The 18792-nt window shown below is 36.6% G+C and carries 16 protein-coding genes; 13 read left to right on the forward strand and 3 right to left on the reverse strand.

Going from position 1 to position 18792, the window contains the following annotated elements; translation table 11 throughout:
- Positions 1 to 196 precede the first annotated feature (196 nt).
- From F6K54_RS03705 to larB, 4 genes are all read left to right on the forward strand, one after another.
- Positions 197 to 2164, forward strand: a complete 1968-nt coding sequence (locus tag F6K54_RS03705) for a hypothetical protein (protein ID WP_293074614.1) — start codon at positions 197 to 199, stop codon at positions 2162 to 2164.
- A 648-nt stretch (positions 2165 to 2812) separates the two neighbouring features.
- A complete protein-coding gene (locus tag F6K54_RS03710) occupies positions 2813 to 3538 on the forward strand; it encodes a HEAT repeat domain-containing protein (RefSeq protein WP_293074617.1) in 726 nt (241 codons plus the stop codon).
- A gap of 266 nt (positions 3539 to 3804) precedes the next feature.
- On the forward strand, positions 3805 to 5580 hold the full coding sequence (locus tag F6K54_RS03715; RefSeq protein WP_293074655.1) for an ABC transporter substrate-binding protein: 1776 nt from the start codon (positions 3805 to 3807) through the stop codon (positions 5578 to 5580).
- A gap of 745 nt (positions 5581 to 6325) precedes the next feature.
- Positions 6326 to 7168 carry a nickel pincer cofactor biosynthesis protein LarB gene (gene larB / locus F6K54_RS03720; protein WP_293074658.1) on the forward strand — a complete coding sequence of 281 codons (843 nt, stop codon included), beginning with the start codon at positions 6326 to 6328 and terminating at the stop codon, positions 7166 to 7168.
- A 591-nt stretch (positions 7169 to 7759) separates the two neighbouring features.
- Here the strand turns inward: larB and F6K54_RS03725 are convergent.
- Together F6K54_RS03725 and F6K54_RS03730 are read right to left on the reverse strand one after the other, a co-directional pair.
- Entirely contained in the window at positions 7760 to 8473 is a 714-nt protein-coding gene (locus F6K54_RS03725; protein WP_293074662.1) for a pirin family protein, read from the reverse strand.
- Positions 8474 to 9599: 1126 nt separating this feature from the next.
- The gene (locus tag F6K54_RS03730; protein WP_293074665.1) at positions 9600 to 9848 is read right to left on the reverse strand and encodes a CDGSH iron-sulfur domain-containing protein; all 249 of its coding nucleotides are present in this window, start codon (positions 9846 to 9848) and stop codon (positions 9600 to 9602) included.
- Between the two features lie 140 nt (positions 9849 to 9988).
- Between F6K54_RS03730 and F6K54_RS03735 the strand changes: the two genes are divergently transcribed.
- Complete coding sequence (locus F6K54_RS03735) at positions 9989 to 10342, forward strand: helix-turn-helix domain-containing protein (RefSeq protein ID WP_293074668.1); 354 nt, start codon at positions 9989 to 9991, stop codon at positions 10340 to 10342.
- 310 nt (positions 10343 to 10652) lie between these two features.
- Here the strand turns inward: F6K54_RS03735 and F6K54_RS03740 are convergent, their stop codons facing one another.
- The gene (locus F6K54_RS03740; RefSeq protein ID WP_293074670.1) at positions 10653 to 11858 is read right to left on the reverse strand and encodes a Coenzyme F420 hydrogenase/dehydrogenase, beta subunit C-terminal domain; all 1206 of its coding nucleotides are present in this window, start codon (positions 11856 to 11858) and stop codon (positions 10653 to 10655) included.
- A 464-nt stretch (positions 11859 to 12322) separates the two neighbouring features.
- Here F6K54_RS03740 and F6K54_RS42675 point away from each other — a divergent pair, with 464 nt between their 5' ends.
- The 8 genes from F6K54_RS42675 to F6K54_RS03775 all read left to right on the forward strand — a co-directional run bounded on the left by F6K54_RS42675 (position 12323) and on the right by F6K54_RS03775 (position 18534).
- Positions 12323 to 12496: a hypothetical protein gene (locus F6K54_RS42675; protein WP_366558047.1), complete on the forward strand. Its 174-nt coding sequence runs from the start codon at positions 12323 to 12325 to the stop codon at positions 12494 to 12496.
- A 246-nt stretch (positions 12497 to 12742) separates the two neighbouring features.
- On the forward strand, positions 12743 to 13102 hold the full coding sequence (locus F6K54_RS03745) for a DUF433 domain-containing protein (protein WP_293074672.1): 360 nt from the start codon (positions 12743 to 12745) through the stop codon (positions 13100 to 13102).
- 127 nt (positions 13103 to 13229) lie between these two features.
- Positions 13230 to 13442, forward strand: a complete 213-nt coding sequence (locus F6K54_RS03750; protein WP_293074674.1) for a hypothetical protein — start codon at positions 13230 to 13232, stop codon at positions 13440 to 13442.
- Between the two features lie 173 nt (positions 13443 to 13615).
- Positions 13616 to 13867, forward strand: coding sequence for a hypothetical protein (locus F6K54_RS03755; RefSeq protein WP_293074676.1), 252 nt, complete (start codon positions 13616 to 13618; stop codon positions 13865 to 13867).
- Positions 13868 to 13968: 101 nt separating this feature from the next.
- Positions 13969 to 15213 (forward strand): NACHT domain-containing protein, encoded by a 1245-nt coding sequence (locus tag F6K54_RS03760; RefSeq protein WP_293074678.1) that lies wholly within the window; start codon positions 13969 to 13971, stop codon positions 15211 to 15213.
- A gap of 143 nt (positions 15214 to 15356) precedes the next feature.
- Positions 15357 to 16424: an RNA-guided endonuclease TnpB family protein gene (locus F6K54_RS03765; RefSeq protein WP_293074680.1), complete on the forward strand. Its 1068-nt coding sequence runs from the start codon at positions 15357 to 15359 to the stop codon at positions 16422 to 16424.
- 160 nt (positions 16425 to 16584) lie between these two features.
- Positions 16585 to 18027, forward strand: coding sequence for a sister chromatid cohesion protein PDS5 (locus F6K54_RS03770; RefSeq protein ID WP_293074682.1), 1443 nt, complete (start codon positions 16585 to 16587; stop codon positions 18025 to 18027).
- A gap of 42 nt (positions 18028 to 18069) precedes the next feature.
- Positions 18070 to 18534 (forward strand): HEAT repeat domain-containing protein, encoded by a 465-nt coding sequence (locus tag F6K54_RS03775; RefSeq protein WP_293074684.1) that lies wholly within the window; start codon positions 18070 to 18072, stop codon positions 18532 to 18534.
- The last annotated feature ends 258 nt before the right edge of the window (positions 18535 to 18792 follow it).

Here is an 18792-nt window from a genome sequence, read left to right on the forward strand (position 1 = left end):
TATAAGTATTTAACCGGAGGTAGTCTTAATAAATACTTAAGTGCCTATTTTGATTTTTTTGCTTAGTTGCAGAACTTCCTATTTTTTTTAACATAGATACATTAATTCATTGTATAATTACCTATGATAAATAAAATTCTGCTTATCCATATTCAACCATAGGCAAAATAATTATATTAATTTGAACAAAAAATCTATGTCTGCTCAAAGTAAAATTTCCTGGCAAGAACGCTTTCAATATAAGTTTGACAACTTTATGTCAAGGGGTGGATTTTCTGTATTTCTAGCATTGCTCTCTGCTTTTTTTGGGGCCTTTGTTTTCATGACAGTTCTACGTTATATTTCTGAGTGGCTATTCCCAAATACAGATTTAGAAGGCGATTTACTTTGGGATGTATTTGTTCAACTCATAGGTCTCAGAGACACCGGAGATGAAGCAAATTTCTCCACTAAAACTGTAGGGGTATTAACTATTTTTGTAGGTTTAGTACTTTTTTCTAGTTTAGTAGCTTTTATAACTCAAGAATTTGAATCGCGACTGACTTTGCTGAAAAAAGGTAAAAGCTTGGTAGTAGAAAAAAACCATGCTTTAATCTTAGGTTTTAATGACAGAATTGTAGATATTATTACTGAATTAGTAATAGGCAATGAATCAGAATCTGATGCTGTAATTGTGATTCTGTCAACACAAGATAAAGAACAAATGGATGATTTTCTCCGTGATAAATTAGGAGATTTAAAAACTACTAGAGTAGTTACTCGTAGCGGAACAGTAACAAATATAAATAATTTGAATAAAGTAGGAGTTAAAGTTGCTAGATCGGTAGTGATTTTAAACGATGCTAAAGGCTCAGATTCAAAAGAGTTTAAAAAATTATCTGATGCCAGAGTTGTCAAAGCAATTTTAGCCACTGTAGCAGCTAATGAGGAACAAAAATTATCTTTACCACCAATAATAGCTGAAATTCACTCAGAACAATATCGCATTTTAGCTAAAAGCATTGCCCCTGAAGCTGTAACAACTTTGAATGAAGCTGATATTTTAGGTAGAATTTTAGTCCAAACTTCACGGTCTGTAGGGCTAGCAACAGTATACTTAAATTTAGTGGGTTTTGCTGGAAATGAAATTTATTTTTATCGTCCTGAAAATGATTGGCAAAACCTCCGTTTTACCGAATTACAATTTCATTTTTATCAAAGTATTCCTTTAGGGGTACAAGATAAAAATGGCAATGTAATTATCAAACCAGATAACAATTACAACTTAATAGATGCTGAATCAATAATTGTTTTGGCTGAAGATGACTCTCAAATTAAATTTTATCCGGAACCTTCAGTTAAACCTCAAGTTTTAGGTTATGTTGACCTCAAAAAAACTCTTACTAGAGAAACAGAAAAACATTTAATTATTGGTTGGAACTCAAAAACACTAATCTGTCTCCGAGAATATGCTAAATATGTACTTGAAGGTTCAGAAGTTAATCTAGTTACTCACAAATTAACACCAGAAATTAAAGCTCAATTCAACGAAATTCGCCAAGCTTATCCTGAAGTTTTAATGCAAGTTTGGCAAATAGATGTAGATGTTGTTGAGGAACTTCAAACACTCCAACCATATAAGTATAACAGCATCTCAATTTTAGCCAGTCAAGGTAAAAACTCTGAAGAAATAGATGCTAAAACTCTGACAATATTATTAGAAATTAGGCAAATATTTTTGGAATATACAGAGCAAACAGGAAACCCAGTTACAACTGAATTAGTAGCAGAACTAGCTGACTCTGAAGAAACAGATCTGGTAATTAAAGCTGGGGTTCAAGACTTCCTACTATCTAATCAATTTGTGTCGAAAATTTTAGCCCAGGTATCTCAAGAACCAGGGGTAATGTTAGTCTATCGTTATTTATTTTCGGCAGAAGGTAGCGAAATGTATATTAAACCTATAGAGCTTTTTTTCCCTACTGAAAAACTTGGTAAATTATCTTTTGCTGACTGTGTATTTGCTGCTCAATCTCGTAATGAAATTTGTATTGGAGTGAAAATAACTTCTCAATTTCAAGATAAAGAAAATAATTTTGGTATCTATATAGCGCCAAGTTTGAATACTCAATTTGACTTAACTCTTGAAGATGAACTAATTACCCTCGCTGAAGATGAAATTTGAAAAGAGGCAAGTTCAACAATTAATAATTAATAATTAATAATTAATAATTAATAATTAATAATTAGGGCTTGCTGATTAAATCTCAAATCCCTGACAAATAAAGGTTTTATCCTTTTTTAGTCGAAAAAAGTACAAGCTTTTAGGTCGCTCAGGTTCAAAAAATTAGCATTTTAGCCGCATAGTTGGGCAGAAAAGTCAAGGTACTATTCTTTCTCCTAACTCCTCTATAATTCCCATTTCTCCTGACTCCTGACTCCTGACTCCTGACTCCTACCCTTACCACTCATACTTTTTCAGCAAACCCTAATTACCAAATTATTAATAATTAATAATTAAATAATTCGCGCCTTGAAGCCTCCCCTTTTAAGGGGAAAAAAGCGGTTGAGGGATGGATGGGTTTCCTAACCATATCCAATCAACCAAGAGAAGAAATAATATCTCCTTATATTCAATTCCGTAACGGTTTTAACCAGAGGTAATTATCAATTATCAATTATCAATTATCCATTATCCATTAATGAACTCTTTCCTGCGGAATGCTGCGCAAACAGCATAGCTGCCTTCTACTTTCTTCAAGGCTTCTTCCTTCTTCCCTCTTGCTTCTTCCTTATAATAACAAATGTAAAGTTTTACAAATAAAGGCCAAATATGCAAAATATGAGTTTAGAGCAAATATCTGTCCAACTAGATAGTGAAAATTCTCGCGATCGCCTCCTTGCCCTGGCCCATCTAAGAGAAGTATCTGCTACTAAGGCAGTACCTTTGATTAAAAAAGTATTGAATGACCCAAATTTACCAGTACGCTCCATGGCAGTATTTGCCCTAGGTGTCAAACATACAGAGGAATCCTACCCAATTTTAGTAGAATTGTTAGAAAAAGATGCAGATTATGGCATTCGCGCTGATGCTGCGGGGGCGTTAGGTTATCTAGAAGATATTAGAGCTTTTGAACCCTTAGCGAGAGCATTTTATGAAGATACCAGTTGGTTAGTACGTTTCAGTGCCGCAGTTTCTCTAGGAAACCTGAAAGATCGACGTGCCCATAATTTATTGATAGAAGCTTTAGATAGTCAAGAGATGGTGATACAACAAGCAGCGATCGCCGCTTTAGGAGAAATTGGAGACTTAGAAGCAGTGGAACATATTCTCAAATTTGCCCTTTCAGAAGATTGGTTAATTCGCCAACGTTTAGCAGAAGCTTTAGGAAATATGCCTACTCCTAAGAGTATATCTGCCTTGAAATATTTAGAAAAAGATAGCCATCCTCAAGTATCTCAAGCAGCAAGCATATCTCTGCAACGTTTATCTAGCAGAAGAAGTAAGAAGGAAGAAGGAAGAAGTAAGAAGGAGGAAGAAGGAAGAGGGAAGAACTGAACAATCTGGCGTTGTATGAGTTTTAAGCTATAGAAATAACAGTCACTGACAAAATCATTTTTCGTAATCTTTATCTTTGGCCGTGAAAATCTATTCCCTGTTCCTTGTTGCATATTCCCTACTATGAGCAAAAAGTCTATATTTTTATCCTTTTTACCAGATGTCTAATAGATATCTCCGCTAATAAAAAATCAAATTAATTATCGTACTTTTATTCATTAATTCTTTCCGCCTACTCCCTCTTTTCTGGAGATATCTAAATCAATATGATTAAATTTAACCTCAACCAAAATTACTGTCGTAGATTAGCAATTTTGATAACAATAATTGTGACAGTTGTACTTAGTGCTTGTCAGCCATATCCATCAAATTATCAATCTCGTATTGTTGTACCGACACCTAGTGATGCTTCTACTTTCAACTATCCATTAAATCAGTCAGCATATAATGTTTTTGGCTATCTATATGAGGGCTTAATTATTGAAAATGGTATCACAGGAGAATTAGAGCCAGGGTTAGCTGAATCCTGGACAATTTCTGATGACGGACAAACAATAGTTATTACTTTAAAAGAAGGGTTGAAGTGGTCAGATGGAGAACCTTTAACTGCTGATGATGTAGTTTTTTCTTATAATGAAATATACCTCAACGATAAAATTCCTACTAGCTTTAAAGACATTCTCAGAATTGGTAAAACTGGAGCTTTACCAAAAGTCAAGAAAATCGATAATCGCCGTATAGAATTTTCCACACCAGAACCTTTTGCTCCTTTTATTAGATATGCCGGAGGATTACCAATTCTACCTGCTCATGCCTTAAAAGAATCAGTTAGTACTACTAACTCTAAAGGAGAATTAAACTATCTCACAAAATGGGGCACTGATACCCCAGTCAAAGAAATTATTAGTAATGGTATGTATCGCCTCAAAAGTTATACAGCAAATCAGCGAATTATTTTAGAAAAAAATCCATTTTACTGGCGTCAAGATGAGCAAGGAAATAATTTACCTTATATTGAAAATATTGCCTGGCAAGTCATCGAAAATACAGACAATCAACTCTTAAATTTTCGTTCTGGAGAACTAGATACAATTAGGGTAGAGCCAGAAATGTTTCCTCTATTAAAACGAGAAGAAAATCGCGGCCAGTATACTATTTATAATGGTGGTCCCACATCTTCTTCTAGCTTTATTTCTTTTAATTTGAATCAGGCAAAGAATCCTCAAGGAGAACCATTTGTCCAACCCTTTAAATCTCGATGGTTTAATAATAAAACTTTTCGGCAAGCGATCGCCTATGCAATTAATAGGGAAGCAATGACAAATAATATATACCGTGGATTAGGTGCGCCCCAATATTCACCAATTCCGGTCACCAGTCCTTTTTATTTTTCTCCAGAAGAAGGTTTAAAAACTTATAATTATAACCCAGAAAAAGCCAAAGAACTTTTACTGAGTGCTGGCTTTAAATATAATCAAAACGGTGAGTTATTAGACAGTGAGGATAATAGAATAGAATTTAATTTATTATCAAGTGCGGGTCGGAAAGTTAGAGAACAAATGGCAACACAAATTAATCAAGATTTAGGCAAAATAGGTATTAAGGTAAATATGCAGTTTCTCAGTTTTAATACTTATGTAGAAAGACTATCTTTATCCAGAGATTGGGAAGCTTATCTAGGAGGTTTTCTCGGAGGAGGTATTGAACCTCATGGTGGTTATAATATTTGGTCTGTTAATGGTAGATTACACACTTTTAATCAAGGACCTCAACCTGGAGAAGACAAAATAGAAGGTTGGAAAATTAATGATTGGGAACAAGAAATAGATGATCTTTATGTTAGAGCATCTCAAGAATTAGATGAAGCTAAACGCAAAGAAATTTATGGTCAAGCACAGCAAATTATTGCTGAAGAATTACCTTTTATATATATGGTCAATCCTCTAGAATTTGATGCTATAAGAAATCGGATTAAAGGAATTCAATATACTGAACTTGCCGGAGGTTTTTGGAACTTATATGAGCTGCAAATTTCTGAGTAAAGAAGGAAGAAGGAAGAAGGAAAAAGGAAGAAGGAAAATCTTACCGAATTATTAATTATTAATAATTAATAATTAAATAATTCTGGTTTAAAGCCTCCCCTTTTAAGGGAAAAAAAATAATATCTCCTGATATTCAATCCTCTCGGTTTTAACCAGAGGTAATTAGGGCTTGCTGAATAAATATAAAAGTATTGACTGATATTGGTTTGAGCAATTTTAGGTCCCGAAATTGTACCAGCTTTTCGGTTAATAGAGTTGAAAAAATGAGTCTGAAAGGGGCAGGGGCGAGGCAGACAAATCAAGAAACCATTATTGCAAGGACTTTCTCTATAACTTCCCCAAACTCCTGACTATTAACTATTCCCTATTCCCTATTCCCTATTCCCTATTCCCTATTCCCTATTCCCTATTCCCTATTCCCTGCCTCAGCAAAAAGACTTTTTCAGCAAACCCTAATTATCCATTATCCATTATCAATTAATGAAGTTGTCTTAGTTTTAAGCTTTTGATTTGTCTTAATCTTTCCTTCGTCTGCATTTTGCAGAACGATTAGTTACAATGCTCAAAGCAATAAGTCAGTCTACTACTGGACTAGACTGACACAGCTAAAACTGTGCATTAGCTTTTAACTTGAAAATTCTTACTTTTGAATGCATGACTTTTGACTTTTGAATTGAATCTAATGCACCATTTTAGCTGTGTCGTTACACTACTCCCCTACTCCCTACTCCCTTATTTAATTCTAATGAAATCAGAAGATTTAAAGCAGTTATTAACAGCAATTTCTACAGGAGATATAACTCCAGAGTCAGCTTTAGAAAAGCTCAAAAATTTTGACTTTGAAAATGTCGAAAATTTTGCCAAAATTGACCACCATAGAAATATTAGAACAGGTTTTCCTGAAGTTATCTGGGGACCAGGAAAAACACCAGAACAAATTGTGAAAATTATGGAGGTAATGAGGAAAAATAATCCTGTAGTAATGGCAACAAGAATTGAACCAGAAACTTATGAAAAGTTGCAAGACAAAATTCCTGGTCTCTATTATTATCGAGATGCAAAAATCTGTGCAATTATCTCTGATTTTCCTACTCCAAAACATCAAGGTATAATTACAATTGTCAGCGCTGGTACTGCTGATTTAAAAGTAGGAGAAGAAGCAGCAGTTACAGCGACTCTTTGTGGTTTTTCTGTACAGCGCCTTTGGGATGTAGGGGTAGCAGGAATACATCGTTTATTAAGCAATAAACATTTAATTGCAGAAGCAGATGTATTAATTGTAGTAGCAGGTATGGAAGGTGCTTTACCTAGTGTAGTTGCAGGTTTAGCAGATTGTCCTGTTATTGCAGTACCTACAAGTGTAGGTTATGGAGCTAATTTTGATGGTTTAGCTCCACTATTAACAATGTTAAATTCTTGTGCCCCAGGAATAGGTGTTGTGAATATTGATAATGGTTTTGGAGCAGCTATTTTAGCAGGGCAAATTATTAGGGTAGGAGAGAAATTAGCTATTGAAGAAGGAAGAAGGAAGAAGGAAGAAGGAAGAATAAAGAAGGAAGAAATGGATGGGTACTCAAACTTCAAGTGATTGTAAATACTATGTAGAAGGCGGGGTGTTAAGCCCAAAATAAAATGATAAAAAATTTAGGTAATTAATAATTGCTGAAAATGGTTTTGGAGCCGCTATTTTAGCAGGGCAAATTATTAGGACAGCAGAGAAATTAGCTATTAAAGAAGGAAGAAGGAAGAAGGAAGAATAAAGAATAAAGAAGGAATAAATGGATGGGGACTCAAACTTCAAGTGATTGTAAATACTATGTAGAAGGCGGGGTGTTAAGCCCAAAATAAAATGATAAAAAATTTAGGTAATTAATAATTGCTGAAACGGCTTAAAAATTTATCTTTTAGGAGGAGTCAGGAGTCAAAAGGGAAGAAGAAGGAATTGGAAGGTATAAGGAGGAGAAAGTTTTTTTATCACACTCTTATCCGTTAGCGTAGCTCCCCCGGAGGGGGAACATAATATTACACCATTTTAAAAAAAGAATGTGTTTGAATAATAAGCGCCATTAAAAGACTTTATATAAAATGTCTATTTGACAAATAAAGATAATTTACGACATCAAAAATGGTATTAAACTTATTCATTCTGACTCCTGACTCCTGACTCCTGACTCCTGAACTATGCTAAATCAAATAAAAGAATTTCTCCATTTGACTGAGTTGAAATAGAAACCTCTTGAACTTCACTTAAAGCAACACCATCACCAGCTTTTAGAGATAACTTCTCATCAGTATCTACTTGAATATCTACTTCCCCACGAGCAACTTGAACCCATCCGTAACGTTCAGCATCAAAAGAATAAGAAAAGCGATCGCCCTGTTTCAAAGAACCTGCAAATAAATCTGCATCTTGATTAATTTTTAGTGCGTCATTTCTACCATCTTTCGCAACTACTAAATTTAATTTACCAGAGTTTTTTTCTATATCAAAAGAACGTTGATTATATGTTGGTTTTAAACCTCTAGAATTTGGTAGTAACCAAATTTGTAAAAAGTGAACTTCCTCAGATTTTGAGTGGTTATATTCACTATGCATAATTCCTGTACCCGTACTCATGTGTTGTACTTCTCCAGGATAAAGTACAGCACTATTTCCTCCACTATCTTTATGTTCTAATGCTCCTTCTAAAACATAAGTAATAATTTCCATATCTCGATGTCCATGAGTTCCGAAACCATTACTAGGAGAAACTCTATCTTCATTAATTACTCTGAGGGAACGAAACCCCATATATTCACGGTCAAAATAGTTGGCAAAAGAAAATGTATGATAAGTATTGAGCCAACCATGATTTGCGTGTCCTCTTGCTTCAGCTTTTCGTATAAAAATCATTCTTAATACCTCAGATAAAATTTGATTTTTTTTGTGGTAATTAAACTTTAATTAGGGTTTGCTGAATAAAGCTAAAAGTCAGGATACCTAAGACTTAGGAGCTTTTTATATTCAGTTTATCTCCAAGTTTATGGCTTTTATTGACCTCAAAATACTGAAATTTTCTGTTGAAATGCTAGAAAATTTCTTCACATAAAATGACCGAAACCGTTGTCTGTTCACCCATTCTCCGCGTCCCCGCGTCTCCGTGTCCCCGTGTCTTACCCCCACCAACCAATTTTTTCAGCAAACCCTAATTAGGGTTTGCGTATGGAAAGTCTTTTTGCTGGGGTAGGATACAACCCACCCTTCTCCCAGGAGGGGAATACAGGAGAAATGGCTTGGGAGCGAGGAGCTAGGAGTAAGAATTGTCACAAGATTATTGTCTAAAATACGCTCCTTTTTGAGCATGAAGAGCTGAAAACCAGGTGACTTCGTTAAGTTTGATTACTCCCAACTAATGTTGCATAATTGTGATTTTGCAGGAGTTAATTTTCACTCAAAATGATTGTTTGATTATGCAGCATTAACAAATGAATATTTTATTTGACTACTCCCCGTAGCTGTTGCCAAGGGAATTCTAAGTTGATACTACGCAACACCGATAAATCCATGTTGCTTCGTTTTTTCGAGCGCTGACCAAAGATATGCTCTTTGGGGACAATTTCCGCGGTGCCCCTACACAGTCGGCTTAAGTTTAACCCATGCTTTCTGCTTACTTTTGTCTAAACGTTTGTATATCCAGATAATAATACAGGACAACTAAAGTTGTCTAGTCTAAACGACTCGCTTGTTTTCATCCCCCGGTTAAAACACGGAGGCTTTCAACGTCGCTTTTCGGTAAGCATTTCCTGCGGAATACAAAGCTAACAGTTAGCTCGCTGTCAGCTCTCAGTTATCATTTATCATTACGGGGTTTTAATGAATATAGGCTTTAAAGTTAACTTTTAGGCACAAGTATAAATCATGACAATTAGTCAAGCGTTTATCTGAAACTAAAAGCAATAGCTGATAACGCAGTTCCTCCGCAGGAGGCTAGCTGACAGCTGTTTGCACAGCATTCCGGAGGAAATGCTTACTATTTTATTTATAGTTTAGCGTGAGCCCCATCGCAATAAGGAGGATTACCAGTTTTCTTACAATTACAAAGTGCTACTGTTTTTGCCTCTGTTATCTCAAATGCTATAGGAGTAAACTTAGTTCCAGCATGGGAACCATCACAATATGGTTTGTCAGGGTGACCTTTGGACTCACCACACGCACACCAATAGTAAGTGCCTACTTCAAGTTGTTCGATAATTACTGGTTTATTGTCTGCAATTACAGCTTCGGCCATTGTGTTCTTCTCTCTGAAATTAATCTCTGGATACAAAATCCATTAAACTTAGATTTTGTTTGGACATTTATACTTTAGCTCAAGTGAGGTTACTATGTATAGTATGTACTTTGAAGTAAGATAGTACCTAAAAAGATACTATGAAAGTCCAAACTGTAAAGAGAAAGGCCAATTGTCCAGCAGAGATTACTCTTAAGGTCATTGGTGGACGTTGGAAACTTTTGATTATCAAAGAACTATTTCATGGGGTCAAACGTTTCAATGAACTCTATCGTTCTCTACAAGGTGTAACTCACAAAATGCTGACCCAACAATTGCGTGAAATGGAGGCAGATGGCATTGTTCATCGCGAAATTTATTTGCAGGTTCCTCCAAAAGTCGAATATTCTTTAACTTCTCTCGGAAAAAGTCTGAAACCAATGATTCATGAAATGCATCAATGGGGAATTGAACATCTGAATTATCATCAGGAAAATGGAAATATAGATGAATAATTCCCTTCTATTGAACTTAATAATTAGCGCTCAAAAACCTTCTTCTTTTGAGCCAAAATTCCCTTCTGCCTTCTGCCTTCGTAGGCATTCAGCTATTAGCTGTCAGCTAGCCTCCTGGGTCGGGACTGCGTTAATAGTAACAAGAATGTCTCCTTAAGAACAGTGTTTAAATTAACAACTTACTTTAAGGGTAAGGGAGGCAATTTTTGTAGTAAGACAATTAATAAAGCTTTGAGCCTAAACTAAAAGCAATAGCTGAATGCGAGGGCATCCCGCAGGGAAGTGCTGATGGCTGACGGCTGAATACTTATCAATTCGGCAACTTATATTGACCTACAATTTTCTTAGCAAATTCCGGCACATGAGCTTCTAATTTTTCTGGATAATTCCGCTTCACATAAAGATAATTACGAGTGAAATGAGAATCAATAGAAAACCGCCCATATTCTAAACCTTTAGGACCAATTTTTTCAATAACAACCCCCATTAATTTGGCAGCCCACATCGGCAAAGTAACAGCTTGATCGTAAGCCGGAATACTTTGTTGAACAGCATTTTTTCGATCTCCCTGAGACATTACAGGTTGAGTATCTAACTGATTCATCACCAAATCTAACATTTCTTTTCCTGTCTCATTCCTAACAGTAATCCACTGCCAACCAAAAGGCGCTCCCATATATCCTACCACCAAATCTGCTAAACCATTTACATAGTCAAAACAACTCATACAAGAAGGAGCAAAAACATCTTTTAATTTCTTAGTATTTAACCCAAAAAATGGCACTTTTTCTATTGTTCCATCCTCATGTTTAAAATGTACTCGAAAGTCTTGCATAAATTCATAATGCACCACAGTTTCTGGGGACTTACTCGTAGTATCTAAGAACTTTTGCAAACCCTCTCTTGTGACATTATCCACACAAGGAGTTCCCAAAACATAGAGCTTTTCTAAACCTAATTGTTTTTCCACGGTTCGTAATGCTTGAATCTGACAACCAACCCCAATTACTAACAGTTTTTTCATCCCAGATTTTTCAATTTCTTCTAATACCGAAAGATTAGGAGAAAGAGTTGGTTTATTCACTTTTGCTGCCAATACTTCCTCTGGAGTCCGGGCAATAACTGGCATCGGTTGAAAGCGGTCTTCCTTAGTATTTTGCACACAGACAACACCCTCTACAATATTTTGATTGAGCATTTCACAGGCGATCGTACTCACAATACCAGTCCATTGTGCGCCCTCAATAGGTTGTTTTTTGCGAGCTGCCATCATATCTTGATGAACGCCAAAATAGGTCTCATTATCATTGTCTAGGTTGCGGGTGCGTCCGTGAGTTTGTTGTTCGAGGTTGTCAAATTGTTGATTAAGAAATGCACAAGCATCCTTGACATAATGGATATAATATGTGTCGCACAAACCACATTCGCTACAGAGTTCTTTGGCAGGGCGACGGGCACCTGGTCTGAGAGCTTTAGCTTTCTTGTGTTTAGGGATGTTTGGAGTTGAGATAGTCATTTCAGTTAACAGTTATCAGTTATCAGTTGTCAGTACCTCCAGTAATAGGGAGGCAAAGTTAGGAACTTTTATCTAGGATACCACCTATCAGTTATCAGTTGTCAGTTATCAGTTATCAGTATAATATCATGTCCGGATAATAGCGTGATAAAAAACCTTTTCCCTTCTAACCTTTTCTTTCCTCCTGCCTCCTGCCTCCAGCTCCCGCTGCCTTACCTCCTCCAAAGTGTAAGTATTCAACCGGACATGATATAAAATGGATATTCCCAAATTCAGCAGGAAACTAAAAGAGATTCGGTGATGAGCGTAAATTACATTTTATAGCGCTTTTCACATGGATAGACTACAGTTAGTATGGGCAACCCAAAAGCATTTTTCTACTCCCTACTCCCTACTCCCTACTCCCTACTCCCTACTCCCTACTCCCTACTCCCTAGCCAAAAATAATTTTGTGGTCTACTCAAATGAAAAGCTCTATAAGCCAATACATCGATGAAGCAATGTCCCAAGCAGTTTACGACCGACTCGAAGATGGCACTTTCGTCGGTAGAATTCTATCCTGCAAAGGCGTTATCGCATTTGCATCCACACTGCGCCAGTGCGAGAATGAGTTATATCATGTCCGGATAATAGCGTGATAAAACACTTTTTCTCATGAGCGCCTTTTCTTCCCTTCTGCCTCCCCCTCCTGGGAGGGGTTAGGGGTGGGTTGCCTCCTGCCTTACCTCCTCCAAAGTGTAAGTATTCAACCGGACATGATATTACGCTCGACTCTAGAAGATTGGATTCTAATAGGGTTGAAACTCTATCATGCTCTGCCAGTTATCAACAACCTTTCATAAAATGCTATAATAAAGACTCCAAAAAAGTTAAACTCAGAAATCATGGTAGTCGATTCTGCAAGAACTAAACCTCAAAACAAAGCTTGGCCTTACCTAGAATTTGACGCTCTAGGTAGAGCCAAAATAGTTAATACTAAAATACGAATTTCTTACTTAATTCAGGAACGATTAGCACACGGTTGGAGTCCCGAAGAAATTCACTTTCAGCACCCAGAAATATCTTTGCCTCAGATTTATTCTGCTCTGAGTTATTATTATACTCATCAGCAGGATATCGACAGAGAAATTGCCCAGGAAAATCAAGAAATTGAAGCTTTAAAACAAGAATTAAAAGCCAGTGGTTATGGCTTTGAATCTGAAGAGTTTAAAAAGTCAATTTTCGGCAAAACTAAAGGAGATTAAAAGTGTGAGTAGCCTATTATTTTGATCTCCAGTTAATCGAGCGATCGCCGTAGGTTTGCGGCTAAGAGGAGTAGAAGTGCTAACAGCCTAAGAAAATGGTCAAAGTAGGACTGAAGACAAGCAAATTATGACCATAGCTACCAACCTCAATCGTCCTGTAGTGACAACTGATCATGATTTCTTAGTCTTAACAAAAGAAAGGTTAGATCGAGGCGAAAAATTCTCTGGAGTCTTCTTCTTGAGTTCTCAAATTTCTATTGGCTACGCTGTAGAAGAGCTTGAAGTTTATGCCAAAGCAGGAGAAATACAAGATTTTATCAACCGGGTGATTTTTCTATAATTAACTTCGGTATCAATCTAGAAGGGCGATCGCTTCTGCTAAAACCAACCACCTCTGAGGGGTGATCCCCTCTAATCGACAATGTGGTTAAACAGTTGTAATTACTAGCAATTAGAGCTATAATCCCATATGGACAAAAATAGCCATTATCCAAAAGGAAAGAAGAAAAGTCTATGTCAACTTATAATAAAGTAGTAAGTCAAATTCACAGCCTCACCAAGGCAGAGCAACTCCGACTATTAGAAGAGTTAAAAGCAATAGTGGAGAACTCCATAGAAACAGAGACAGAAGAAGAACTCATTTTTCCCGCAGAAATAGCTGCCAGCGAAACTGCATGGCAAGATTACTTAGCAGGTAGCGATCGCGGCAAATCTCTCCAAGAACTAGAATTAGAATTATTTGGGAGGCAGCTTTTTCAATTTTAGTTATCAGTTATCAGCATGGAAAGGTCTCTAAATATAAACTGGGTTTATATGTTTTTATACTATAATAGATACAAAAATTCTCTTTTTGGGTATTCTAATTTATGGTAAAACTACCTAAACAGACCTTATTAGCTGTGCTGAAAATAGCTCTGGTGTCTACTTCTTTGCCTTTAATAGTAACAAGTTTGTCTCTATTACACCCAAGCACCAAGCAAGTTAATAGTCTAGTATTTGCCAAAGTAAATACTCAGCCTAACCCTCAACCTACTGCTAGTCTTGAACCAAAAAAGACAAGTCAACCCACTGAACAAAAAACACAGGAAAAATCGGAAAATTCTGATGATGAGAAAGGGTGGGAAGGGTGGTTAATTTTAATACCTGTGCTGGCGGGTTTGTATTTGGGAATTCTCTGGTTTCGTCCTCTATGGTTATTAGTACTACCTGCGGAATTTAATATACCGAAAACACCAATAACTCCAGAGGTGAAACTACCTGTTGGTATCTTACGTTTTCTCAAGTATCGCCCCAGGGTATTAGATGCTTGGGTTGAAAAACATCTGGAGACTTTTCAACAGAAGTTTCTGGAGAATGAAACTGTTGAGGAGCGGAAAGATTATGTTTCGCTTCCGGTTGAATTAAACAGTCAGGAAATTGATGAGCTGACAGCGGAAACCTTGAGCGAACCTTTTAACAGAGAAAAGCGAGTGCGACTGCTAATTTGGGGTGAAGGAGGCTCAGGAAAAACAACTATTGCTTGTCAAATTGCTAAATGGGCAATGAAAAAACAGCATCAGTCTAAAGCTTTAGCCAAACATTTGATGTTACCAGTTTTAATTGAGAAAGAAATTGATAATACTGGGGATGGTATCAAACCGATAATGGAAGCAATTATGGCTGAAATTCAGGAGTTGATCGACAATGAACAAATGATTGTTGATGAATTATTAGTTAAACAACTCCTGCGACAGCGCCGAATTTTATTGATAGTCGATCGCTATTCGGAGATGAGTCAAGCAACTCAAGAGAAATTTAATCCCGATCCGAAAGAGTTTCCGGCAAATGCTTTAATTGTCACTTCTAGAATAGAGGAAGATTTCCGAGGTATTGACATTAAAATTAAAACTCTCCGGTTTGATGGAGGAAAGTTAGCTTATTTTATTGAGCAGTATTTGAAGGAGTGCAGTAAGTGGCATTTATTTGAGGCGGATCAAGAAGAATTTTTACAGGAATGCGCTCAACTTGCACGCATTGTTGGGGAACAGAAGACTATTACTGTTTTGCTGGCAAAGCTTTATGCTGAGAAGATGATTAATAGTCAGGAGAATAATTTTACCTCGGAGGGCTAACTACTGAAGCCGAATAATTGGACAAAGTTGGAAAAATCTTAATAAATCTTGAAAACCTGCTGATTATCTGCTATAGTATATTAAACTTTTAAAATTTATTTTAAAATTTATCAAATGCTTTTTTTCATGGTTTACCAGTTCAAATGCAATCAATTAAGACCAAATTAAAAGTTAACAATTACCAAAAAACCATACTTGCTAAACACGCAGGTGTTGCTCGTCATGCTTATAACTGGGGGTTAGCAACTTGTATTTCTGAGTACGAATCAACCAAAAAACGCCCTAGTGCTATCACTTTGCATAAACGTTTAGTGGCTGAGGTGAAATCAATTAACCCCTGGTACTATGAAGTATCAAAGTGTGCCCCCCAGCAAGCTTTAAGAGACTTAGACAGGGCATTTAAAAACTTTTTAACTATTCCTGATCGAGGATTTCCTAGATTCAAGAAAAAAGGTAGAAAAGACAGTTTTTACCTAGAAGGAAGTATCAAAATTCTCCAAGGAAACTACATACAATTACCTAGAATAGGAATAGTAAAAACTTATGAAATCTTACCTTCTGTGCCAGTAAAAAATGTGAGAATATCAAAACGTGCAGATAGTTGGTACATAAGTTTCAAGTATGACTTTGAATCCTATCCAACAGAAAAAGTAGGAGAAACTATAGGTGTAGACATAGGCATAAATACATTAGCAACCTGTTCTGATGGCAGTAAATTTGCTAACGTCAAAGCCTATAGGCAAGCCAAAAAACGATTAGTTCGTCATCAACGTGCAGTCAGCAAAAAAGTTATTGGCTCCAAAAACAGGCGCAAAGCAGTAAAAAAACTAGCAAAACTCCACAAAAAAGTAGCCGATATTAGAGCAAACGCACTACATAAACTCACAACATGGTTAGCTAAAAACCACAGCACCATAGTAATTGAGGATTTGAATGTGAGTGGAATGCTCAAAAACCATAAACTAGCAAGTGCCATAGCAGACTGTGGATTTTATGAATTCAAGCGTCAGCTTACATACAAGTGTGAATGGTACGGCAGTGAATTAGTAATAGCGGATAGATTTTATCCAAGTTCTCAAATATGTTCAAACTGTGGGCATCAACAGAAAATGCCGTTACACTTGAGAACTTATGAATGTAGTGAATGCAGTTTTGAAGCTGATAGAGATTTGAACGCTGCTATCAACTTAAAAAACTATGTGAATCAGTAGCTTGAGTCAAGAGCGAATTTAAGCCTGTGGAGAAGATAAGTTACAGACTGCGGTCAGTGGTCTTCAGTGAAACAGGAAGCTAGCTCCAAAGCTCATGCAATCATTCATGGGTAAGTTTGGGTAAGTTTAGTAGAACGGTTCTCTCGACAATATTCCCGATATGATACTTAACCATTTAGAAAAGTTGAACCGTCAAGGTGAAAGAAAGACTGGGAGTAAATATTCTACCATTAAACAGGATGCTCAACTAATTGCTTGGAAATGTTTGGAGGAAAATTATAAACCATCCGATGTGAAGCGCAAAGAAGTAATTGAGGCTTTTCCCAGTTTGGATACAGATGAAGCAGAAAACTGTCTTAATTATTTTGAGGAAGAATTGCGACTGCTTAAGCGTACTGGATATGGCCCAATAAAAGATAGGAAGAACATTTGCTTTGCTCTCGATCCGTTAGCAGAATATTTAGCTGCACTATATTTGTTACAGGAGAATAAGGATGATGAGGAAAAGTGGGAGGAGTTCCTGGCAAAAGTAAAGGAAAAGTTGGGTAAAGAAGAAATCAAAGGCTTTTTGCTGACAGTGAGAGATTGTTGTCTAGCAAAAGGTTCAGAACTCAGAGTACCCAGAACTGTCGCAGATGAAATTGGGAAATTAGCAGGATTAAATTTAGAGGCTTTACAAAAAAAGTTAGAGATACAAAGGATTAAAAGATTTGTCCGCAATTTGTTTGCTCCAGGGGCGGCGACAAAAGATAGGGTAGATGATCTGAAAAAAATCGAAGATAGTGGTTCGGCAGCTCAGTTTGTTGCTCTTGATATTATTAAATGTCTAAAAGATGACGATCAAAAAGTCCGTAAATCTGCTGCACAGGCGTTGGGTAAGTTAGATAATTCTACTGAACCTGTTATACAAGCCCTATTAGGCAAATTTCAAGATACAGATCCAGACGTGCGCCTTTCTGCTGTAGAGGCGTTAGGTAACTTAGGCAATGCTTCTGAACTTTTGGTGAAAGCTATTTTAGCTTTACTTCAAGACGAAAATCTAGCGGTGCGCTTTTATGCTATAGAGGCGTTGAAAAAACTAAGTAATACTTCTGAACTTGTAGTGAAAACTCTTTTAACTTTACTTCAAGACAAAAATCTAGAGGTGCGTCGCTCTGCTGTAGAAGCGTTGGGCAACTTAGGCAATTCTTCTGAACTTTTGGTGAAAGCCATTTTAGCTTTACTTCAAGATGAATATCCAGGATTGCGCCGTTCTGCTGTAGAGGCATTGGGTAACTTAGGTAATGCTTCTGAATCTGTTGTGCAAGCTATTTTAGCTTTATTTCAAGATAAAGATACAAGGGTACGCTCTTCTGCTGTAGAGGCATTGGGCAACTTAGGTAATACTTCTGAACCTGTAATGCAAGCTCTTTTAGCTTTACTTCAAGATGAATATCCAGACGTGCGCCGTTCTGCTGTAGAGGCATTGGGCAACTTAGGTAATGCTTCTGAATCTGTGGTGCAAGCACTGTCAAATTTAGTTCAAGATAGTGAACCGTTTGTACGTTACTTTGCTGCTAAAGCATTAGAAAAGTTGGGTAAGAATTCAGAAGCTGAAAAGTAGAAAACTTTGTTGTTCCATTAATAAATATTTCACATGAAAAAAATGATGAAATTAACAGAAATTAGACAAAAAGGATACGAAGCACTAATAGATTCATTAGGTGTTGTGGGAATGTTACGTTTTATCCAAGAACTTGATGCAGGTTCCGGAGATTATACCAAGGAAAAATATCAATTAGAGGAACCTACATTTGAGGAATTTGAAGAGTTTGTTAGACAAAAAAATAAACTTCAAGATGATAGTTCAGAAGTCAATTGTTCAGCACCAGAAGCATTGGATAAATTAGATAATACTTCAGAAGCAGTTGTGCAAACTCTATTAACTCTACTTCAAGATGACAATTCAAGTATGCGTATATCTGCTGTAGAAGTGTTAGGCAAATTAAGCAATTCTTCAGAGCCAGTGGTGCAAGCTCTATTAACTCTACTTAAATATGATGATTCAACAGTGCGTTCTTCTTTAGTAGAGGTATTAGAAAAGTTAGATAATAGTTCAAAACCTACTTGAGTAGGGGAGTGGTAAACATAATAATAATTATTATTAATACTATAGCAGTTCTTTAACCTATGAAGTACAGTTTTAGATCCCCCCTAACCCCCCTTACTAAGCTATCCCTTATAAGGAACTCCTCAGAAATGGGGACACGGAGACGGGGAGACACGGGGACACGGAGAGCAGGGGAGAAGGGGAGCAGGAGAGAAGAGAGAAATAGTCATATCAGAAATGGGGACACGGAGACGGGGAGACACAGGGATAAATAGTCAT

Source organism: Okeania sp. SIO3B5 (genome assembly GCF_010692555.1).
Taxonomy (GTDB): Bacteria; Cyanobacteriota; Cyanobacteriia; order Cyanobacteriales; family Microcoleaceae; genus Okeania.